Source organism: Acinetobacter sp. YH12140, from assembly GCF_013418475.1.
Classification (GTDB): Bacteria; Pseudomonadota; Gammaproteobacteria; order Pseudomonadales; family Moraxellaceae; genus Acinetobacter; species Acinetobacter amyesii.
The window spans coordinates 279187-298820 of record NZ_VPBZ01000007.1; the positions used below are offsets into that span (position 1 = coordinate 279187).

Below are 19634 nucleotides of genomic sequence, written 5' to 3' on the forward strand. Positions count from 1 at the left end.
TGTCGCAGGTGTCCCCTATACAAGGGGATGATCTAACACTCTGCGACAAATTGTGTCTTATGGCGTAAAAATATCCATTTTATTCACCATGATCAACTAAAAATTCAACAGTCTTTATAGACCGATGGATTCTAAAGTTTTGCCCTTGGTTTCTTCACCTAAAACCAAAATCACCACAGCAACTGCAATTAAGACTGCAGTAAACATCATAAAGACATAGCTAAAACCATGATCCATATCCATCATATGTGTCACGGCAAAAGGTGCTGCAATGCCCCCAATCCGACCAATGGCACCCGCCCAGCCCGAACCAAAGGCACGAATATTGGCCGGATATTGTTCTGGTGTATAGGTATAAAGTACGCCCCAAGCACCGAGATTAAAGAAAGACATTAAACAGCCCCAAATCACAATCTCTGTCACACTGCCAGACTGACCGAAGAAATATGCCGAAATGGCACACATCCCAATGAAGCCCGCCAAAGTAGCTTTACGACCCAATTTTTCGACCAACCATGCCGCTGCAATATAACCCGGCAATTGTGCCAAAATCATGACCAAAACATATTCAAAGGATTGAACAATGGTGTAGCCTTCTTTGACCAATAAGCTTGGTAACCATGTAAAAATACCGTAATAAGAAAAGACGATACCGAACCAAATGAGCCACAGCATTAAAGTACGACGTGCAAAAATGCCTGACCACAACTGTGAAAAACTGATGTCATGTTTTTCAGCAACCGGTTTGACCTCAAAAATTTCAACAACTTCTACACCACATTTGGCTTCAATCTTTTTCACCAATGCATGCGCTTCATCAAAACGTCCACGGTTGATTAAATAAGGCACCGATTCGGGCACCATTTTCCAAATCACGATTGCATATAACGCAGGAATACCGCCAATCAGGAACGCTGCATGCCAACCAAAATCAGGAATAATAAAGCGTGAGACCAATGCAGCAACCAACCAGCCCAGTCCCCAAAAACTTTCTAGTAAGACAATAAAACGGCCACGCACATGCGCTGGAATATATTCACTGACCAAAGTCACCGCGACTGGGAGTTGTCCACCTAAACCTAAGCCGACAATAAAACGAAATACCAACAACCAAGTTAGATTAGGTGCAAACGCACATGCAGCGGTGGCTAAGCTATAAATCACCAATGTCCATGCAAAGACTGTTTTTCGGCCGAAGCGATCTGCCAGTCCTCCAGAAAACACCGCGCCGATCGCCATCCCAACAAAACCAATCGAAACCACCCAACTTTTATCATTTGGCGTCATGGCCCAATCTTCAGCCATTTTCGCTAAGATAAAGGAAATGAGTCCCGTATCCATGGCATCAAACATCCAGCCAAGGCCAATAACCCAAAGTAAAGTGTAGTGAAACTTACCGATGGGTAAGCGTTGTATACGTGAGACTAAGTCCATAACAAGATCTCTGAACTGGTGGAAGGATGAACACTGCTTTCCCAACAGGATGTATGATTTTGCGTTTTTTAGTATAGATCCATGCAAAAGACCGACCATTGATCCGCCTTTTCAGCATTTTAATGTGATGTTATAGCAACGCGGCTATGACAAATCTTTTGAAGATACTGACTGATCATCATCATCTTTATAAATAAATTTAGGCATTTCTAAGCCAAAGTAAATGGCGATCAGACGTAAGGTGAAACCGAAAATGAGCGTCGCAATGACGGTCAATTCTAGCGATAAGCCAATCTCAATGCAGAGCCAATAACAAATCACGGACACAAAAGAAATACTGGCATAAAGTTCACGACGGAACACCAGCGGGACATCGTTACACAGGATGTCTCGTAAAATACCGCCAGAGACGCCCGTTAGTACCCCTGCTACCGCAGAAACGACAAAACCATGTCCCATTTCTAAAGCGATTTGACAGCCAATAATGGTAAAACCAATGAGACCCAAGGCATCGAGAACCAAGAAGATATTACGCAGATGACGCATCCACTTTGCAATCAGGATGGTGACAAATGCAGCAAAGCAGGTCAGCATGAGATATTCAGGATGCTTAACCCACGTCAGTGGATAGTGCCCAAGTAGCACATCACGAACCGAACCGCCCCCCAGTGCCGTGACACAGGCAATCAATGTTACCCCAAACCAGTCCATACTCCGCCGACCCGCAGACAATGCACCTGTCATTGCTTCTGCCGTGATTGCGATAATATAAATAACGGTAAGTAACATCGCCCTTCTTCCACTGAGGGTTGAGATGCGCGCTATTCTAAGCTAAATCTGCTCAAATGTTATAAAAATTGCGCACAACATTGTTTAAATTTTCGTCCAGAACCACAAATACAGGGTTGCTTCATGGTGATTTGCATCTCTGTGGTCGGATCAAGGAAATACCAGCGCTGCTCGAACTTCACAAAGTGTGAAATTTCATGATGTACCTGCGCTTGCTGCCCATCGTGATAATGGGCTTTAAATTCAACTTGAGCATGATTTTTATCGAGCTTTTCTTGAGCCTGTACCACCTCAAGTTTTAACCATTGATTGACCTGACTCCACGCTGCAATGGCACTAATATCCAAGGCTTGCTGCTGTCTAAGTGCAGTTGTTTGTACAATATAATCAATCTCATGCTTTGCAAAAGCACTATAACGTGAACGCATCAACTGCTCTGCAGTCTGTGCATTTTCACCCCCCGCATGTAAGGGCTGACAACAGCTACCATACTCACCTTTGCCACATGGACACTGGACTTGTGACATATTTGTTTCCATAAAAAATAGCCTGACAATGCAGGCTATTTTAACGGATCTTTCCACACAATTTTCATCAGCAGTATGTGAATCAATATTGATCTATATAGATTAAGCTGAATGTTCTCTTGGCCTCAGCTTAATCTTCAGTTGGCATGGGAATGACATGCACTTTTTCGATCTTATGACCATCCATTGTGACCACTTCAAAGATGTGTTCATCCGCTTTGAATTTTTCACCATTGGCTGGTAAACGGCCCAAATGAAATAAGATATATCCAGACAATGTCGAATACTGTTCAGCATCATCCACCAAGTCACGACCCAACAATAAAGACACATGACGAATGTCGGTTGAGCCATCGAGTAACAATGAACCATCATCGAGACTTTCTGCTGCCGTCTCTGGTTCATCTTCATCAGGGAACTCACCAGCAATCGCTTCTAAGACATCGATCGGTGTTGCAATCCCTTCAATTGAACCGTATTCGTTTAACACCAAGGCCATTTGCAACGGCGCTTGACGTAGCTGTTCCATCACCATCAAAACTTGAGCATTTTCATGCACCACCACAGGCTCACGGAGATGTTTTTCAAAATCGAGTACGCCCGTTTCAATATAGTCATTCATGACTTTATGAGTCAGTACCGCACCCGCGATATTGTCTAACTCGCCATGGGCCACGATCAAACGTGAATGCGTGGTACTGAGTAATTGAGCACGAATCGCTTCAGGCGCTTCATCTAAGTCAATCCATTCTAGTTCAGGACGAGGTGTCATCACTGACTTTACTGGACGCTCAGATAAACCCAGTACCCCTTGTACCATGACACTGTGGTAAACCCCATTGTCTTCATCAAAGACTTCATCAGCAAAAGCACGTGTTGCAAGCACATCTTCATTTTCATTTTGATTGTCTGCAACATTTTTCCCACCGAGCATACGCATCACTGCTGAGGCTGTGCGATAACGTAAGTCTGTGGTTGTCACCATTTTTTCCTGATTATGACGCATGGTTTGGTTCAAGAACTCAATCATGACAGAGAAACCAATGGCAGCGTATAAGTAACCTTTTGGAATATGGAAACCAAAGCCTTCGACCAAGAGCGAGAAACCGATCATCATTAAGAAGCACAGGCACAGAATCACCACCGTTGGGTGACGGTTCACGAAGTTCATCAGTGGTTTAGATGCCCACAGCATAATGCCGACAGCAATAATGACCGCAATCATCATGACAGAAAGGTGTTTCACCATCCCGACAGCGGTAATCACGCTATCGAGCGAGAACACGGCATCGAGCACCACAATCTGCACAATCACCATCCAAAACGTCGCATGCACAGGATTTTCTTCCTTTAGCATAGGCTTGTTTTCAAGACGTTCACGCAGTTCCATGGTGCCTTTAAATAGCAAGAACACCCCACCAAACAGTAAAATCAGGTCTCGACCGGAAAATGGATGGTCGAAAATATGGAACAGTGGGTTGGTTAGAGTCACCACCCATGCAATCGAGGCCAGTAAGATCAATCGCATACACAGTGCAAGCAATAAGCCGACAATCCGTGCAGTATTACGCTGTTCTGGCGGTAATTTTTCCGCAAGAATCGCAATAAAAACCAGGTTATCGATACCTAAAACAATCTCAAGCACCACCAGTGTCAATAAACCCACCCATGCAGATGGGTCGGACATCCATTCAAAGATCATAATTGTATCTCCTGAATGTTATTCACACGTGGATCATGCTGATTTGAAGATGAAATGCATTGGACATGCGCAAACGCTTTTAATGGCGTTCTTTCTAATATTTTGATGTGTGCTGAGTGACAACAACCACTACCCATGACGGTTCTTTAGCTTAAAATGAAGTTTTAAGTATAGCAAGTTAAGGTAAAAATTCACCCTTTTTTACCAAAGTACAATCTCAGTATGGAAGAATTTAAACCCAATGATGACATTAAATTGTCATATTTAGCTGCCAATGTAGTGTCATAAAAAATAACATGCTAAGGTAAAATTAAAACGTAATGAATAGCGGATTAAAAATGACAGAAAAACGTGGTAATCCTTCTCCTGCTACAACACAACCTTTAATCGCACTGTATTGCGGCTCCCGCTCTGGTAACAATCCAATTTATCAAGAAAAAGCCATCGCATTAGCGCAAGGCTTGGCTGAACATGGTTTTGGTCTGGTCTATGGTGGCGCCAGTATTGGCCTGATGGGTCAAGTCGCTGACGCTGTGGTCGATCATGGCGGCGAAGCCGTGGGTGTGATTCCTGAGTTTATGTTGGATTATGAAATTGCACATAATCATTTGACTGAACTACACGTCGTGCGCAGTATGCATGAGCGTAAAGCCATGATGGCAGAACGTGCAAGTGCCTTTGTTGCTCTGCCCGGTGGTCTCGGTACATTCGAAGAAATTTTAGAAATCGCCACTTGGGGACAGTTGAATCAACACCAAAAACCGATGATGCTTTATAACGTCAATGGCTTCTATGATGCACTAATTGCACAATTAGACCATGCGGTCGCTGAAGGTTTCTTGCCGCCGCAGCATCGTGCCAAACTGATCGTATGTAATTCTTCGAAGCAGATCTTTAGCGCACTGAAAAATTTAGATTGCCCGAAAAATTTCGTGGTCTAACTGTATTTTAGATGTCAAAAAGGGGAATAAAGTATTCCCCTTTTTTTTATTGCTCGATGTCCTACTTCAAATCAAGATCGTGCCGACTTAACCTGACACCACACGATAGAACCATGGCAATGTTGTCGCTAAGAAAATACTCATCAATAAACCAAGCATCAATTTCATCGCATCTTTGCTGACATTTCGTGAAGTTCGATATTTATTCACTTCATGTAAATGCATGGACATGGCAAATTCACGTCCTGCAAGTAAGCCCAAGAATACCCAAGTGGTACTCATTGGAATATTACTCCACTCTTTGAACACCAATAAAATCAAGGCATACATAAAGTCGATAATGGTTGCCGAGCGGATATCAGCCACACCTGTTTTGGTGTCGATAATGCCCTGAATCGCCCCACCACGTTGGTACAAAATGATCCCAAGCAGTACGATAAACACCACAATTGCAAAAATCAGGAACTCCAGCGGCACCTGACGAGGGACGTAGACAAAAATATTGGCCAAATCCTGAATCAGCCACTGACTCCATAAAAATGCCGTCGAAACCCACTGTAGTCCCACCCAAATATTCGAGGGGGTTTCATCACGTGTTTTACTGAAATAAACCGAGATGCCTTTAATCACAAAACGATAAACAATAATCGCGACAACAAAAGCTACCGCATAACCCATCATCGACTTGGTTAACATCGAGCCGAGACTACTCGGAGAGAAAATTGTTAACACTAAGAATGTGGTGCTGACCGGTATCCCGTAGCGAGTCAAAATGATCAGTAAGATCGGTGGCACAATATAGAGCCACGTTACCCCTTCTGCGGGAAATGGAATCGTTTCTAAACGACCATAAGATGCATCCCCCACGCCAGAACTGTACCAACCATAAACCAATACAATAGCTAGAATACTGCTGACATAGATCCACAACAGCCACCAAGGGCGATGCGCATTGGATGAAATAAAGGTTCCCAATGTCTGTGGCACATCATTACCGACAATAGAATAGGCCGCGAGACAGAAGCCTATGACCATCAGAATTTCGATTGTCATGAAAACAAAACACCTTTGCCATAAAGAAAAAGCCCTCCAATAAATGAAGGACTTGAGCGCATTATGACAGTTTATCTGGCGTTCATACAATTTTGTGCCGTGCTTTTCTCGACATTAAAATAAAAATTTTAGATAAAACAACAATTTAAAATTAAATTATTTCAATTTAATCTGATAAACCGCAGTGCTACCGTTCACTTCATTTCCAACCACCAACAAAGGTTGGGCATTGGGCGAATCTTTGGCGGCAATAAAAATCAGATCTTCAGGTCCCACATCGCCTTGTTTAATCACATCAGTGCCGAAACTTGTAGTTTCATGTTTTCATTCGTCTTTTATTTAAATATGACCAAGTTATAAACATTAGTTTGCATAGAGATTAAACTTTCATTGCATTTTTCTTGCAATTTTTTGGCTCAATTATGCAAAGCTTTTACTACATCCAAATGGCAATATTCATTTAAACTGTTTAAAAATCTCAGCTTTATTGACTTATGAATAGCACGCCAACGCATCAGGCTTTACAACCCGAATTTAGACTTCTTGTGCTATTGGTCTCTATTGGCTTTTTTATGCAAGGGCTGGATACGACCATCGTCAATACCGCAATCCCAGCGATGGCGAGAAGTCTAGGTGAAGACCCACTTCAAATGCATAGTGTGGTCGTGGCCTATGTCTTGTCAGTTGCGGCGTGTATTCCCTTAAGTGGTTGGTTGGCCGATCGTTTTGGTGTACGAAATACGTATTTCACAGCCATTATTATTTTTACGTTTGCATCGCTAGGCTGCGGCATGGCCAATAGCCTGAATGAGCTGCTAGTTTATCGGGTAATTCAAGGCATAGGTGGCGCATTACTGCTACCTGTTGGGCGTTTGGCGATGCTTAAAGTGATTCCTCGGACACAGTTTTTATCGGCTATGAGTCTGATGAGCCTTGCCGGTTTGATTGGCCCCTTAATAGGCCCTACCCTTGGCGGTTGGATGGTGGAAGTCGCAACTTGGCATTGGATTTTTTTAATTAACATTCCAATGGGACTGTTAGGGGTACTCATTACCTTTAAAGCCATGCCCAATGTGACCGAACCGAGCGTACAACGCTTCGACTTTATGGGTTTTTTCTTATTGGTCATCGCCATGGTGGGTTTATCGTTAGGCATTGAAAACTTTGCCAGCCCGCATCTGCCGCTATGGTGGAGCCTACTTTTGGTCGCTGCGGGGATCATCGCTAGTTTGATCTATGCCTTTCATGCACATACCCACGCCAATGCGCTGTTTCGCAGTAAATTATTTCAAAATCGGATCTATGCCATCGGTATTATCGGCAACTTCTTTGCCCGCCTTGGCGGCAATGCCATGCCATTTTTGATTCCCTTAATGCTACAAGTGGCTTTTGGCTTTGAGCCTTTTATCACAGGTTTATTGATGATACCGACGGTACTCGGTTCATTGGCATCAAAACCGATTATTCGTCAAATTATTCAACGCTTTGGCTATCGTAAAGTGTTATTGGTAAATACTTTCTTGGTCGGTGCCTGTATTTGCAGTTTTGCACTCTCTACGGCTGAAACCCCCACTTGGTTACGTGCCTTACACTTTTTTATTTTTGGTATTTTAAACTCGCTGCAATTCGTTTCGATGAATACCTTAACCCTCAAAGATTTACCCCAACAAGATGCCAGCAGTGGCAACAGTTTCTTGTCGATGATTATGATGGTATCCATGAGTATTGGTGTGGCTTTGGCAGGGACTTTAGTCAACGTGTTTACGGCCTATCATGGTCCTGCACAAATCGAAACGGCATTCCATAGCACCTTGATTTTACTCGGCTGCATTAACCTGATTACCGCAGCGATTTTTTGGCAGATTCCTAAACATGTGGATGTCTAAACCTGTGTCATCGGGCAAATCTATGACAGATCAGCCCTTAAAGGGTTATGATAAAATGGATACTTGGATACATTTTCATGCCTAAAAAAGCCAAATCACGTACCTCTAAAAGTTCACTCAAAAAATACAGCCCGATTATTGCACTCAGCGCTATCAGCGGCGTCTTGGCGGTGGCTGGATTAGGTTATTTAGCCGTGATGCCGCATCGCCATGCATCTGCAGAAGAATATCCCGTCAAAGGTTTTGATGTTTCTCATCATCAAAAAGATATTCAATGGTCAAAAATTTCACCTAAAAAATACCAATTCGTTTATCTCAAAGCCACAGAAGGTGGCGATTTTAAAGATCGAAAATTTCAAGACAACTGGTTACAAGCACGGGAAAACGGCTTTTTAGTTGGGGCCTATCATTTTTACCGTCTGTGCCGTGATGGCAAGATTCAGGCGGAAAATTTTATTGCTTCCGTGCCGAAAAAAGCCGATGCCCTTCCTCCCGTGATTGATTTGGAATATGACACCAACTGCATTAACACCTACAGCAAAGAGCAGTTACTCAAAGAAATCAGCTATATGCATGATCGCTTGCACCGCCATTATGGCAAACAACCGATTTTTTATACCTCGAAGTCTTTTTATAATATTGTCTTAGCTGGCGAGTTTAAACAGACGCCGCTGTGGGTCCGCGAATATAAAGGCCCACCCGATCTAAAAAACAATCCGAAATGGCTGATTTGGCAACATACCAATCAAGGAAAAATTCAAGGCATCTCGACCACCGTCGATTTAAATGTATTTTCAGGTGATGCCAAGGCATGGACTGAGTTTTTAGACAAAAACGGCGTTTCCCCGATCAAACCCCGTTGATTTAATCACCGACTCAGGACAACATCGAACAAAATAATCCATGAAAACTGAGTCGCAGGATGCGTATTTTAAAAATTTTTCTTATTATATTTTCAATCTTTATGATCCTCGCCATTGGGATATTGGCTTATTTGATCCAACCTTCAGGGACCTTGGCAGCGTTTAAAACGTGGCATTATCAACATCCCACACAAAACGCGGCAGATAATCTCTCTAACTTGCCCTATCACGTAAAGTTCTTTGGCGTTTCGACCTTACTGTTTGACGATGGTCAAGCGCAAATCCTCATCGATGGCTTCTTTACTCGTCCATCGCTTAGTCAGACCATATTCACTCAGATTCAAAGTGATCGACCTTTATTACACAGCTATATCGACCAATACGACTTAAAACGCACACGTGCTATTTTCGTGACTCATTCACATTATGATCATGCGCTCGATATTCCAATGTTGGCCCACCAGCTCCCTCAGGCCATGATTGTCGGCTCTAAAAGCACCTTAAATATTGCACGGGCAATGCCAATCGCTGAATCACAATTACACGAAGTTCAAGCTTGGCAGCCGATGCAAATCGGTAAATTCACCATTACTGCCATCCCCTCGCAACATACTCCGCCAACGGCCGTTAATGATGATTTGGGGGAAGAAATTTCGCAGCCACTGCAACTCCCTGCACATTTTAGTCAGTTTAAAGAAGGTGGATCATATGATTATCTCATCCAATATGGGCCGCATTACAGTTTAGTCAAAGCCAGTACAGGTGCTGTGCCCAAACAGTTGCAAAAACTAAAAGTCGATACTTTATTTTTAGGCATCGCTCAGCTTTCCAAGCAAACGGCAGCGTTTCAACAGCAATATTTCAAAGAAACCTTAGCGACTCTTCAACCCAGCACCGTGATTCCAATTCATTGGGATAATTTTTTCAAACCACTGAATCCAGAGCTCGAATTTTTACCTCGCTTTGCCGATGACACCCCTCAAAGCCTAAATCTATTGATACAGTCGGCAGCAGCTCAAAACAACAAGGTGGTTTTACTCAGTCAACCTGTGTCGTTCGAGTTAAAAAATTGAGGAAAGCGCTGGATTGACTGTGCGATACTGACATTCAATTTTTAGGCACTGATCTAATTAGGCATGAGGAAAATCATACATATCGACATGGATGCATTTTTTGCGTCAGTAGAGCTGCGGGAACGTCCAGAACTCAAGCAGCTTCCTGTTGTTGTGTCTTCACATCACCCTCGTGCAGTCATCTGTGCTGCGTCCTATCCTGCACGTGAATTTGGTTTACGTTCTGCAATGTCGATGGCACAGGCCCGTAAACTCTGCCCACAGGTCGTGGTGATCGAACCTAATTTTGAAAAATATCGTGCCGTTTCGGCGCAAATTCATGCGATTTTTCAACGCTATACGTCGCTGATTGAACCTCTATCTTTAGACGAAGCTTATTTGGACGTCACAGAAAATTTACAACATATTCCGAGTGCCACTGAAGTCGCTATGCGAATTCAGGCAGAGATTTTACAAAGCACTGGTTTAACTGCCTCCGCAGGTGTCGCGCCCAATAAATTTTTGGCTAAAGTTGCTTCTGATTGGAACAAACCCAATGGCATTTGTATTATCAAACCGTCTCAAGTTTTGCATTTCATCCATGACTTGGCACTGAAAAAAATTCCCGGTGTGGGAAAAGTGACTCAAGAAAAATTAAAAGCCATGCAACTCAATACATTGGGTGATTTACAACAAATTGAAGAAGCCGTTCTGATTCATCATTTCGGTAAATATGGCCGACAACTCTATCTGTATGCACAAGGGATTGATGAACGACCGGTCCAATCTAGCCGCGAGCGTCAGCAGATTTCCAAAGAAACCACTTTTGATGATGATCTCACCCTGAGCCAATGTCAGCCCTATTGGCCCAAATTGATTGACCAAGTTTGGTCAAGTTTAGAAAAAAAGCAGTTAAGCGCGCGCGGTGTATCGGCCAAATTAAAACTGAAGAATTTCCAAGTGCTACAGCACAGTAAAAGTTTTAAAACGTCACTGAATCATCGTGAAGACCTTGCGCAGGTATTGCAGCGATTACTGCATGAAATGCATATTTCTGAGGAAGATCAATTTCGCCTGATTGGCGTAGGGGTCTATCAATTAAGTGCGCAAAACCAAGAAACACAACTTTCGCTGCTCTAAAAACTTCAAGAAGATCGTATTTGCTTAAGATTTAGGCAGAAGAACAAAATTAAAGCACTTTGCTATTCACAAAGCCTAAAATTAGAGTACTCTATCAGCGCACTACATTATCCGTGTATGCGCTGAGATGCTGAAAATCACCTTTACTTTCAGCATGCTGTCCTGTGATTGGCGTGACGATCAAATCCGAATATTACAGGGCAACTCTGTTGTCAATCATGGAATACCCCGCTGTATGCCTTCTGCAAAAACTGCTCCAAATCTTCAAAATATTTCACAAAATCAAGAACAACGTGCGCGTAAAGCCGCATTAAGTAGCTTCATTGGTGCCGTAGTCGATTGGTACGATTTTTTACTTTATGGCATTGTTGCCGCACTCATTTTCAAAGATCAGTTTTTCCCCAGTATTGGCAACAATATGGGAACCTTGGCAGCCTTGGCGACCTTTGGCGTCGGCTTCCTGTTCCGCCCCTTAGGCGGCATTGTGTTTGGACATTTTGGTGACAAGCTGGGTCGGAAAAAAATGTTGGTGCTCACCGTCATCCTGATGGGGATTTCGACTGTCGGTATCGGTTTATTACCCAATTTTGCGGCCATCGGTTGGTGGGCCCCGATCCTGCTCGTAACACTTCGGGCAATACAGGGTTTTGCTGTCGGTGGTGAATGGGGCGGCGCTGCCCTGATGGCTGTAGAAAATGCCCCGAAAGGCAAAAAAGCCTTTTACAGTAGTGGTGTACAAATTGGCTATGGCGTCGGACTCGTTCTGGCAACAGGCGCTGTGTCTTTGATTATTGCCACTTTGGGTGAAGATGCTTTTGCTGATTGGGCGTGGCGAATTCCCTTTATTGCCAGTATTGTCTTGCTGGCTATCGCAATGTGGATCCGACGTGATCAAGACGAATCTCAAGAATTCGTCGACAATGTGGTCAAAGCTAAGCAAACGCCGCAAAAATTACCGATTCTGCAAGCGATTAGCCAACACCCCAAAGCCTTTTTCTACATTATTTCGCTGCGCTTGACCGAGTTACTCACCATGTATTTGGTGACGAACTTTGCACTGAATTATTCCACCGCTCAATTGGGCATGGACAAACAGTTCTTCCTTAATATCACTTTAATGGTTGGTGCAATTAGCTGCTTCAGCATTCCCCTCTTTGCGTGGTTAGCAGATCGATTTGATCATCGTAAAATGTGTGTTCTTGGTGGATTGATTGGTGCGCTTTCAGCTTTTCCATTCTTTATGGCCCTTGATGCACAAAATACTTGGCTGATTATTGTCGGTGCAATTTTCCTTGCCAATATTGCCCATGATATGGTGGTGAGTGTACACCAACCGATTTTTACCTCCTTGTTTGGTACCGCCTATCGCTACAGTGGCGCAGGTGTCGGCTATCAAGTGGCCAGTATTATCGGTGGTGGCTTTACCCCAATGATTGCAGCAGCTTTGGTGATTTGGGGTGATGGCTCATGGCATTATGTGGCAATCTACCTTGCTGTCGGCTGTTTATTGACGGCCTTGGTTGCAGCTACAATGCCTAAAACTCAAGATTAAGTGACCTTTTTGCTTTCAGGATATTCCGCATGACCATCCAACGCCTGCATGTTTCAAAACGCTTCTCCGAAATCGCTATTTCTGGTCAATTGGTCCATTTGGCAGGTCAATTGGCAACAGACCTTGACTTAGATATCAAAGGACAAACACAGCAAACATTTGAAATCATTGATCAATTACTTGCAGATGCCGGCACAGATAAAAGCCAGATTATGTCAGTGACCATTTATCTTAAAGATATTGAACAGGATTATGCAGCATTCAATGAGGTATGGGATGCGTGGGTGTCAGACATTGAAGCATTACCACGGACTTGTGTCGAAGCCAAATTATACGACCCGCGTGTACGGGTAGAATTAACGGTCGTAGCCATTAAGCCTGAATAACCATTAAGCCCGGACAGCGATAAAAAAGCATGTCTGAAGACATGCTTTTTTTGCAAAAGACTTTGCTCTTTGAATCCCTAAGATCCAATAATTTTGATCTTTTTACGTTCCAAATCTGAATATAAATGATATTTTTTCAGATCATTAACCGGTACAAATGGCGCTTGTACACGCTGCTCATTTAAGAAATCTTCGCGTAATTGAACGTACTCAGGCACATCATCATAACGAATGACCCGATAGCCTGCCAAAGCGAGCAAAGCATCTTGATATTGCGACTGCTGCATCCGTTTTAGCACCATTGGATCATCTAAAGCGACGATCGCCAAGATCTGATGCTGTTCATCTAGGACGACAAAGTCCGCTACCATATTTCGATACTTATTCCGCGTACGATAGTATTTCGTAGTCAACAGTGCATCAAAAGACACGTGCGCAAGGATCGTATGCTTAGGCAAAATTTCTTTTAAACGCGTGTAGGTTAATTGCTCATTAATGTTGAAAATAGCACGTTGTTTCAATGCGCTATCTTGTTGCTTAGAATCACCTTCTAAACTTTTCCAAGCCATTATGAGCACACAGAAGAGTAAAATACTCCCTATTACTATGTATATAGTCATCTCATAATCCTTTATATTTCTTATATTTTTGGTTTTTGACATACTTCTTTTGAAGACGAAGTATACAACCAGTATTATTTTTTTAATTTCCTATTAAAAAAAATAACTCTAACTTTCACACAATACGTATTTAAACTGACAAAAAGTTGCAAACTTAAAGCGTCAAACATCACATGCCACTTCGTTCAGAGTAATAGCATCCATTGCTATATACAGATACTTTAGATCATTCGCTAAAACGACAGCAAGTGCATTTCCTCTCACTGTCAGACTATTCCGATAAGCTGTCAAATTTTGCTCGTATTTCATTGAGATAACCGACACACATATGGCATTGAGCTTGTAACAGCATATAAAAATGCAAATTGTCTGATGCTGCCGAGCATAACACCCATAAAAAAAGACACCGAAGTGTCTTTTTTTATCTATCCATTTTAAGCGCGTGATTTAGACTTCGATTTTCCTTTGGGTTTCGGACCGCCAAAAGGTTTTTTCGCATCACCCGTTTCACGCGGCGGCAGACCAGTATGCTGCGTCAAGATTTGACCGCGCTCAGGACGCTTCTTGGTATTTGAAGGACGCGATTGAGCAGCCTTAGTCCGATTACCTTGTTCGCCTGTACGTTTTTGTGAATCACCCGCAATGCTTGAGTTCTTTTTACGTGCAGATTGGTATTGACCCTCAGCACTGCCAGCCGGTTGATACGTCGGAATCAAATGCTGTTTTGAGTTACCAATCAGATCCTGACGGCCCATTTCTTTGAGCGCTTCACGCAGCAATGGCCAGTTGTTTGGATCATGGTAGCGCAAGAAGGCTTTATGTAAACGGCGGCGTTTTTCACCTTTCACGATATCGACATTTTCGGTATAACGCGCCACTTTAGCCAGCGGGTTTTTACCGGTGTAATACATGGTGGTTGCAGTCGCCATTGGTGATGGATAGAAGGTTTGCACCTGATCGGCACGGAAACCATTCTTCTTCAGCCAAATCGCCAAGTTCATCATGTCATAGTCCGTCGTACCCGGATGCGCTGCGATAAAGTAAGGAATGAGATACTGCTCTTTCCCTGCTTCCTTACTGAAACGATCAAACATTTGTTTGAAACGGTCATAGGTCCCGATCCCCGGCTTCATCATCTTCGATAATGGGCCTTTTTCGGTATGTTCTGGCGCAATCTTCAGGTAACCGCCAACGTGATGTGTCACCAATTCTTTGACATATTCTGGGTTTAACACCGCAAGGTCATAGCGTAAACCAGAACCGATCAGAATCTTTTTAATCCCCGGCAATGAACGTGCTTTACGGTATAACTGGGTTAAAGGCGCATGATCGGTGTGCAAGTTTTGACATACACCTGGGAATACACACGACGGCTTACGGCAGTTCTTTTCAATCTCAGGATCTTTACATGCCAAACGGTACATATTGGCCGTTGGGCCGCCTAAGTCAGAAATGATCCCAGTAAAGCCCGGTGCGGTATCACGAATTTTTTCAACTTCACGCAAAATCGATTCTTCAGAACGGTTTTGGATGATACGCCCTTCATGCTCTGTAATTGAGCAGAAGGTACAGCCGCCAAAACAGCCGCGCATAATGTTCACAGAGAACTTAATCATGTCAAAGGCAGGAAAACGCGCTTCACCATACGCAGGATGTGGCAGACGTGCATAGGGTAAATCAAACACGTAGTCCATCTCTTCCGTCGTCAATGGAATCGGTGGTGGATTTAACCAGACATCACGTTCACCATGCTTTTGTACCATCGCGCGCGCATTGCCCGGATTGGTTTCCAAATGCAAAATACGGTTGGCATGTGCATACAGCACAGGATCATTCGCCACATCTTCATAGGCAGGCAAACGAATCACCGCCAATTCACGCGGCGGCAATTTATGCTTAATGGCTTTTGATGCAGGTTGCAGCTGCACGATTTGCGTGTCGGCGTCTAAATTATCGCCTTCACGAACAATCGGATTTGCTACCGCCTCTTTTTGGAAGCCCTGATATTGCGTAACGCTGTCTTTGTCTTTCTCGATTTCACAGCCTTCAAGGTCTTCAGTCATCACATAAGGATTAATGATCGGATCGACACGGCCAATCGCATCGACATCATTTGATGCGATTTCAACAAACTTCGCTTTTGAAGCCCGGTTATTTTTATTCACAATAAATGCAGTACCGCGGACATCCGTAATCTCTTGGATTTTTTCACCGCGAGCCAAACGATGCATGATTTCCGTGATTGAACGTTCACCATTACCATACATCAATAGATCGGCTTTCGAGTCCATCAATACTGAACGGCGGACTTTGTCTGACCAATAATCATAATGTGCAATACGGCGCAGCGAGGCTTCAATACCGCCCAATAATACAGGCACATCTGGATAAGCTTCACGCACACGTTGGCAATATACCGTTGCTGCACGGTCTGGACGTTTATTCGGTTGATTATCCGGAGAATAGGCATCATCCGAACGGATTTTACGGTCTGCCGTATAACGATTGATCATCGAATCCATGTTGCCGGCAGTCACGCCCCAAGCAATATTTGGTTTACCCAATACACGGAACGCTTCTACATTGGTCCAGTCTGGCTGTGCAATAATACCCACACGGAAGCCTTGCGCTTCTAAAGTACGACCAATAATGCCTGAGCAGAATGATGGATGGTCAATATAGGCATCACCACAGACCAAAATAAAGTCACAACTGTCCCAACCGAGTTGATCCATTTCTTCGCGTGACATCGGCAAAAATGGCGCAGGGTCAAAACAAGACGCCCAATATTTGTCGTAATCAAACAACGCTTTTGGCGCAGTCTGCATAGTATAAGCAGTAGACATGGCTAGCAATTCTCGGCTGGCAGATGGAATGATCTGAAAAAAGATCAAAGAAGATGAAAGCCGATCATTTTACCATGAATTCTATTCATCATGCTTGATTATAATTTATACAATAGCTAGAGAATCATTGAATTGTTTTATATAGACATCAGATGTAATAGTGCTGTAGCACGACTATAAAACTAGATTTAAAAATCATTTGGATCTTTGTACAATTTAAATCAATCTAGAATGTGTCATGAGTTATCGCATTTTTATTCAACATTACAGCCTGCGCCTGTTGAAATTGAATGTGCATTTCAGGTAAATATTTTTCAATATAAACCTTACGCTTATCTATACTATCTTGAGTCATCAATGGTTTTACATCAAGCATTTGACGGCGTGTCGTTTCCTGCTGATATTTTTGCCAAAAACTCAATGCTGCATTTGGATCAAAGCCCGCTTTCGACATCAGATCAAGTGCAAGGACATCAGCTTCTAGTTCAAATTTTGAAACTTTAGGCAGAAAAACCGCTTGCCCACTCACACTACTGGCAGCCGTTGCAAGCGCACCGATACCCGCAGTTGAAGAAATCATCGCCACCTGACTTGCAAACAGCAGGGAAATCTTCTCACGATGATGATCACGCAATGCATGTGCGATTTCATGCGCCATCACAAATGCCAATTCATCTTCATTCAGCTTTAAACTCCAATACAAACCTGTGTTAATGACAATTTTCCCACTTGGAAAACCATGTGCATTTAAATCTTTATTGAGATTCCCACTGACTTGCCAATCCCATTGACTCGAACCTTGACGGTAAAACTCCGCATTTTTTTTGAGTTTATTTAAAACTTGATCCAATTTCGAATCAATGATCAAAAGTTGCTTGTCTTTCGCCTGATGAATAAATTGTTGATAGGTTCTATCCGCCTGTTTAGTTAATAACTTTTGAGGAACGATAAAAAACTGTTTTCGCTCTGCGCCTGCTGTCCCTAAATTCGTGGTACTTGTACAAGCTGAGATTAAGATAAAAACCAAAGCCATCATTAAAATAGTTATATTTTTCATAATCACCTTCAGTTTAAAACCAATGATGATCTATATATAATTCTAACCAAAAATAAATGCAAAAACATTCAAAAAATACAAATAAACATTCAATATCAATTATTTAAAAATATATTAAATTTTAAAAATGATAACCAAAAATATTTTATTTATTATATTGTGATGCGTTTCATTATTATGAGGCACCTTTTAAAAGAAATATTAGACCAAAGTTGTATAATCATAAAAATAATAAATTCCGCCATTTTTACAGTGTTATTTATATTAAAAAATAGATGTAAAACGAATATTAAATAATAGCTTATTCACATATTTCTATTTTAATTTATTCAATTTTATTGCTAAAAATAAACCGATCATCAAGATAACAGAAATAAAGCTCGTCAACCCAATCCAACCAGACATCTCCCAAACCAAACCACTACTGCTACCCAAAATACTAGAACCTAAGTAATAGCAAAATAAATATAAAGATGAACCTACGGCACGGTATTGCAGGGATTGAACTGATACCCAACTACTTGCCGTGGAATGCGCTGCAAAAAAAGCAAAAGTGAATACAATCAGCCCTAAAATGACTGACCAAAATGCCGGAATGAGCATGATCAACAGCCCCAACAACATCATGATCAGCATCGAAGGTAAAACTTTTGCCCGGCCAAAGCGTTTCCCCCAACTTGCAGCCCGAGGTGAACTATATATTCCTGCCAAATATGCTATGGAGATTAGTCCAATCCATGTTTGAGAAAGTTGATAAGGTTCTTCTAATAGGTGGTAGCTCATATAGTTAAATATAGAGACAAAACATCCCATGAGGATAAAACCTTGAAGGAATAAAATTCTCAGCTTAGGATCTGCTAAATTTTTAACGAAAGATTCATAAAATCGGTTGAAACGAATGGGATAAGCTTGAAAATGTTGAGATGCTGGAAGTAATAAAAAGAATGCTGTGGCTATACATAGGTTAATGACGCCGATAATCATCATGGCATTTTGCCAACTAATATAGTCAATCAATACCCCTGCAATGAGACGACCACCCATTCCGCCAATAGCGGTACCTGAAATATACAGGCCCATTGCAAAGCCTATATCTTTTTGCGCAATTTCTTCACCTATATAAGTCATTGCAACTGCAGCAACGCCACTCACACTTAATCCGATCAGCACGCGATTCAATAAAAATATTTCCCAAAGTGCAAATATGGAACTGATAATTGAAAGTGACGCCGCCAAAAATAAAGCAGTGACCATCACAGGCTTGCGGCCGAATCGATCTGAAATCAAACCGGTGAAAAGCAGCCCTATTGCTAAGGCAATGGTAGAAAAAGATAAAGGAAAACTGCTATGTGTCGGACTGACATGAAAATAATCCGCAAAGATGGGCATCATCGGTTGTACACAATACAACGATGAAAAAATTGCGAAGCCTGCTAAAAATAAAGAAAATAAAATGGCAAGAAATGGTCGTGTGCCGTATTCAATATAATGAGCGTTTGAAGCTAAATCAGACATGAGCTTTCCATCAATGACACGGATAGTATACGCCTTTCAGCCTTTAATTTAAAAATCACATAAAAATGAATGAAGAATTCTTTGTTTTCTTCGCCCCTTTTTTCCCCGCATAAAAAAACACCCCCTTCGCTTTGAAGGGGGTGTTTTCGAATAATGAGCTGGCGATGACTTACTCTCACATGGGTAACCCCACACTACCATCAGCGCTAAGAGGTTTCACTTCTGAGTTCGGGAAGGGATCAGGTGGTTCACTCTTGCTATTGTCGCCAGC

General features: G+C 42.5%; 17 protein-coding genes and 1 rRNA gene. 7 read left to right on the forward strand and 11 right to left on the reverse strand.

The annotated features are described in order from the left end of the window. Window positions 1-114: 114 nt before the first annotated feature. The 4 genes from FTU75_RS12350 to FTU75_RS12365 form a co-directional block, all read right to left on the reverse strand. A complete protein-coding gene (locus FTU75_RS12350; RefSeq protein WP_180116066.1) occupies window positions 115-1434 on the reverse strand; it encodes an MFS transporter in 1320 nt (439 codons plus the stop codon). Window positions 1435-1578: 144 nt separating this feature from the next. After that, window positions 1579-2223: a trimeric intracellular cation channel family protein gene (locus FTU75_RS12355; protein ID WP_078189475.1), complete on the reverse strand. Its 645-nt coding sequence runs from the start codon at window positions 2221-2223 to the stop codon at window positions 1579-1581. Between the two features lie 59 nt (window positions 2224-2282). Then, window positions 2283-2750, reverse strand: a complete 468-nt coding sequence (locus FTU75_RS12360) for a YchJ family protein (RefSeq protein ID WP_180116067.1) — start codon at window positions 2748-2750, stop codon at window positions 2283-2285. A gap of 130 nt (window positions 2751-2880) precedes the next feature. Further along, window positions 2881-4452, reverse strand: a complete 1572-nt coding sequence (locus FTU75_RS12365; protein WP_180116068.1) for a TerC family protein — start codon at window positions 4450-4452, stop codon at window positions 2881-2883. A gap of 320 nt (window positions 4453-4772) precedes the next feature. Between FTU75_RS12365 and FTU75_RS12370 the strand changes: the two genes are divergently transcribed. Continuing rightward, the gene (locus FTU75_RS12370) at window positions 4773-5393 is read left to right on the forward strand and encodes a TIGR00730 family Rossman fold protein (RefSeq protein ID WP_078192607.1); all 621 of its coding nucleotides are present in this window, start codon (window positions 4773-4775) and stop codon (window positions 5391-5393) included. An 87-nt stretch (window positions 5394-5480) separates the two neighbouring features. Here FTU75_RS12370 and FTU75_RS12375 read toward each other — a convergent pair whose 3' ends face one another. Further along, window positions 5481-6446 (reverse strand): hypothetical protein, encoded by a 966-nt coding sequence (locus FTU75_RS12375; protein ID WP_078189479.1) that lies wholly within the window; start codon window positions 6444-6446, stop codon window positions 5481-5483. Between the two features lie 156 nt (window positions 6447-6602). After that, window positions 6603-6740, reverse strand: a complete 138-nt coding sequence (locus FTU75_RS12380) for a hypothetical protein (RefSeq protein WP_180116069.1) — start codon at window positions 6738-6740, stop codon at window positions 6603-6605. Between the two features lie 200 nt (window positions 6741-6940). On the opposite strand from FTU75_RS12380, the gene mdtD reads away from it, so the two are divergent. The 6 genes from mdtD to FTU75_RS12410 all read left to right on the forward strand — a co-directional run bounded on the left by mdtD (window position 6941) and on the right by FTU75_RS12410 (window position 13325). Next, the gene (gene mdtD, locus FTU75_RS12385) at window positions 6941-8332 is read left to right on the forward strand and encodes a multidrug transporter subunit MdtD (protein WP_180116070.1); all 1392 of its coding nucleotides are present in this window, start codon (window positions 6941-6943) and stop codon (window positions 8330-8332) included. Between the two features lie 77 nt (window positions 8333-8409). Further along, a complete protein-coding gene (locus tag FTU75_RS12390; protein WP_180116071.1) occupies window positions 8410-9195 on the forward strand; it encodes a GH25 family lysozyme in 786 nt (261 codons plus the stop codon). A 59-nt stretch (window positions 9196-9254) separates the two neighbouring features. Beyond that, entirely contained in the window at window positions 9255-10268 is a 1014-nt protein-coding gene (locus FTU75_RS12395; protein ID WP_180116072.1) for an MBL fold metallo-hydrolase, read from the forward strand. A 63-nt stretch (window positions 10269-10331) separates the two neighbouring features. Further along, a complete protein-coding gene (gene dinB / locus FTU75_RS12400) occupies window positions 10332-11387 on the forward strand; it encodes a DNA polymerase IV (RefSeq protein WP_180116073.1) in 1056 nt (351 codons plus the stop codon). A gap of 235 nt (window positions 11388-11622) precedes the next feature. Next, complete coding sequence (gene shiA / locus FTU75_RS12405) at window positions 11623-12939, forward strand: shikimate transporter (RefSeq protein WP_180116074.1); 1317 nt, start codon at window positions 11623-11625, stop codon at window positions 12937-12939. A 29-nt stretch (window positions 12940-12968) separates the two neighbouring features. Continuing rightward, entirely contained in the window at window positions 12969-13325 is a 357-nt protein-coding gene (locus FTU75_RS12410) for a RidA family protein (RefSeq protein ID WP_180116075.1), read from the forward strand. A 77-nt stretch (window positions 13326-13402) separates the two neighbouring features. Here FTU75_RS12410 and FTU75_RS12415 read toward each other — a convergent pair whose 3' ends face one another. The 5 genes from FTU75_RS12415 to rrf form a co-directional block, all read right to left on the reverse strand. After that, window positions 13403-13945 carry a DUF2726 domain-containing protein gene (locus FTU75_RS12415; RefSeq protein WP_078189487.1) on the reverse strand — a complete coding sequence of 181 codons (543 nt, stop codon included), beginning with the start codon at window positions 13943-13945 and terminating at the stop codon, window positions 13403-13405. 434 nt (window positions 13946-14379) lie between these two features. Beyond that, window positions 14380-16791 carry a YgiQ family radical SAM protein gene (locus FTU75_RS12420; RefSeq protein WP_180116076.1) on the reverse strand — a complete coding sequence of 804 codons (2412 nt, stop codon included), beginning with the start codon at window positions 16789-16791 and terminating at the stop codon, window positions 14380-14382. A 226-nt stretch (window positions 16792-17017) separates the two neighbouring features. Next, window positions 17018-17848, reverse strand: a complete 831-nt coding sequence (locus FTU75_RS12425) for a M48 family metallopeptidase (RefSeq protein WP_180116077.1) — start codon at window positions 17846-17848, stop codon at window positions 17018-17020. 315 nt (window positions 17849-18163) lie between these two features. Next, a complete protein-coding gene (locus tag FTU75_RS12430) occupies window positions 18164-19363 on the reverse strand; it encodes an MFS transporter (protein WP_180116078.1) in 1200 nt (399 codons plus the stop codon). 156 nt (window positions 19364-19519) lie between these two features. Beyond that, a 5S ribosomal RNA gene (gene rrf / locus FTU75_RS12435) occupies window positions 19520-19634 on the reverse strand.

Bases quoted from the DNA above. Each gene is read 5' to 3' on its own strand.
- FTU75_RS12350 (WP_180116066.1), bottom strand. From the start codon at position 1,434: ATGGACTTAGTCTCACGTATACAACGCTTACCCATCGGTAAGTTTCAC.
- FTU75_RS12355 (WP_078189475.1), bottom strand. From the start codon at position 2,223: ATGTTACTTACCGTTATTTATATTATCGCAATCACGGCAGAAGCAATG.
- FTU75_RS12360 (WP_180116067.1), bottom strand. From the start codon at position 2,750: ATGTCACAAGTCCAGTGTCCATGTGGCAAAGGTGAGTATGGTAGCTGT.
- FTU75_RS12365 (WP_180116068.1), bottom strand. From the start codon at position 4,452: ATGATCTTTGAATGGATGTCCGACCCATCTGCATGGGTGGGTTTATTG.
- FTU75_RS12370 (WP_078192607.1), top strand. From the start codon at position 4,773: ATGAATAGCGGATTAAAAATGACAGAAAAACGTGGTAATCCTTCTCCT.
- FTU75_RS12375 (WP_078189479.1), bottom strand. From the start codon at position 6,446: ATGACAATCGAAATTCTGATGGTCATAGGCTTCTGTCTCGCGGCCTAT.
- mdtD (WP_180116070.1), top strand. From the start codon at position 6,941: ATGAATAGCACGCCAACGCATCAGGCTTTACAACCCGAATTTAGACTT.
- FTU75_RS12390 (WP_180116071.1), top strand. From the start codon at position 8,410: ATGCCTAAAAAAGCCAAATCACGTACCTCTAAAAGTTCACTCAAAAAA.
- FTU75_RS12395 (WP_180116072.1), top strand. From the start codon at position 9,255: ATGCGTATTTTAAAAATTTTTCTTATTATATTTTCAATCTTTATGATC.
- dinB (WP_180116073.1), top strand. From the start codon at position 10,332: ATGAGGAAAATCATACATATCGACATGGATGCATTTTTTGCGTCAGTA.
- shiA (WP_180116074.1), top strand. From the start codon at position 11,623: ATGCCTTCTGCAAAAACTGCTCCAAATCTTCAAAATATTTCACAAAAT.
- FTU75_RS12410 (WP_180116075.1), top strand. From the start codon at position 12,969: ATGACCATCCAACGCCTGCATGTTTCAAAACGCTTCTCCGAAATCGCT.
- FTU75_RS12415 (WP_078189487.1), bottom strand. From the start codon at position 13,945: ATGACTATATACATAGTAATAGGGAGTATTTTACTCTTCTGTGTGCTC.
- FTU75_RS12420 (WP_180116076.1), bottom strand. From the start codon at position 16,791: ATGTCTACTGCTTATACTATGCAGACTGCGCCAAAAGCGTTGTTTGAT.
- FTU75_RS12425 (WP_180116077.1), bottom strand. From the start codon at position 17,848: ATGAAAAATATAACTATTTTAATGATGGCTTTGGTTTTTATCTTAATC.
- FTU75_RS12430 (WP_180116078.1), bottom strand. From the start codon at position 19,363: ATGTCTGATTTAGCTTCAAACGCTCATTATATTGAATACGGCACACGA.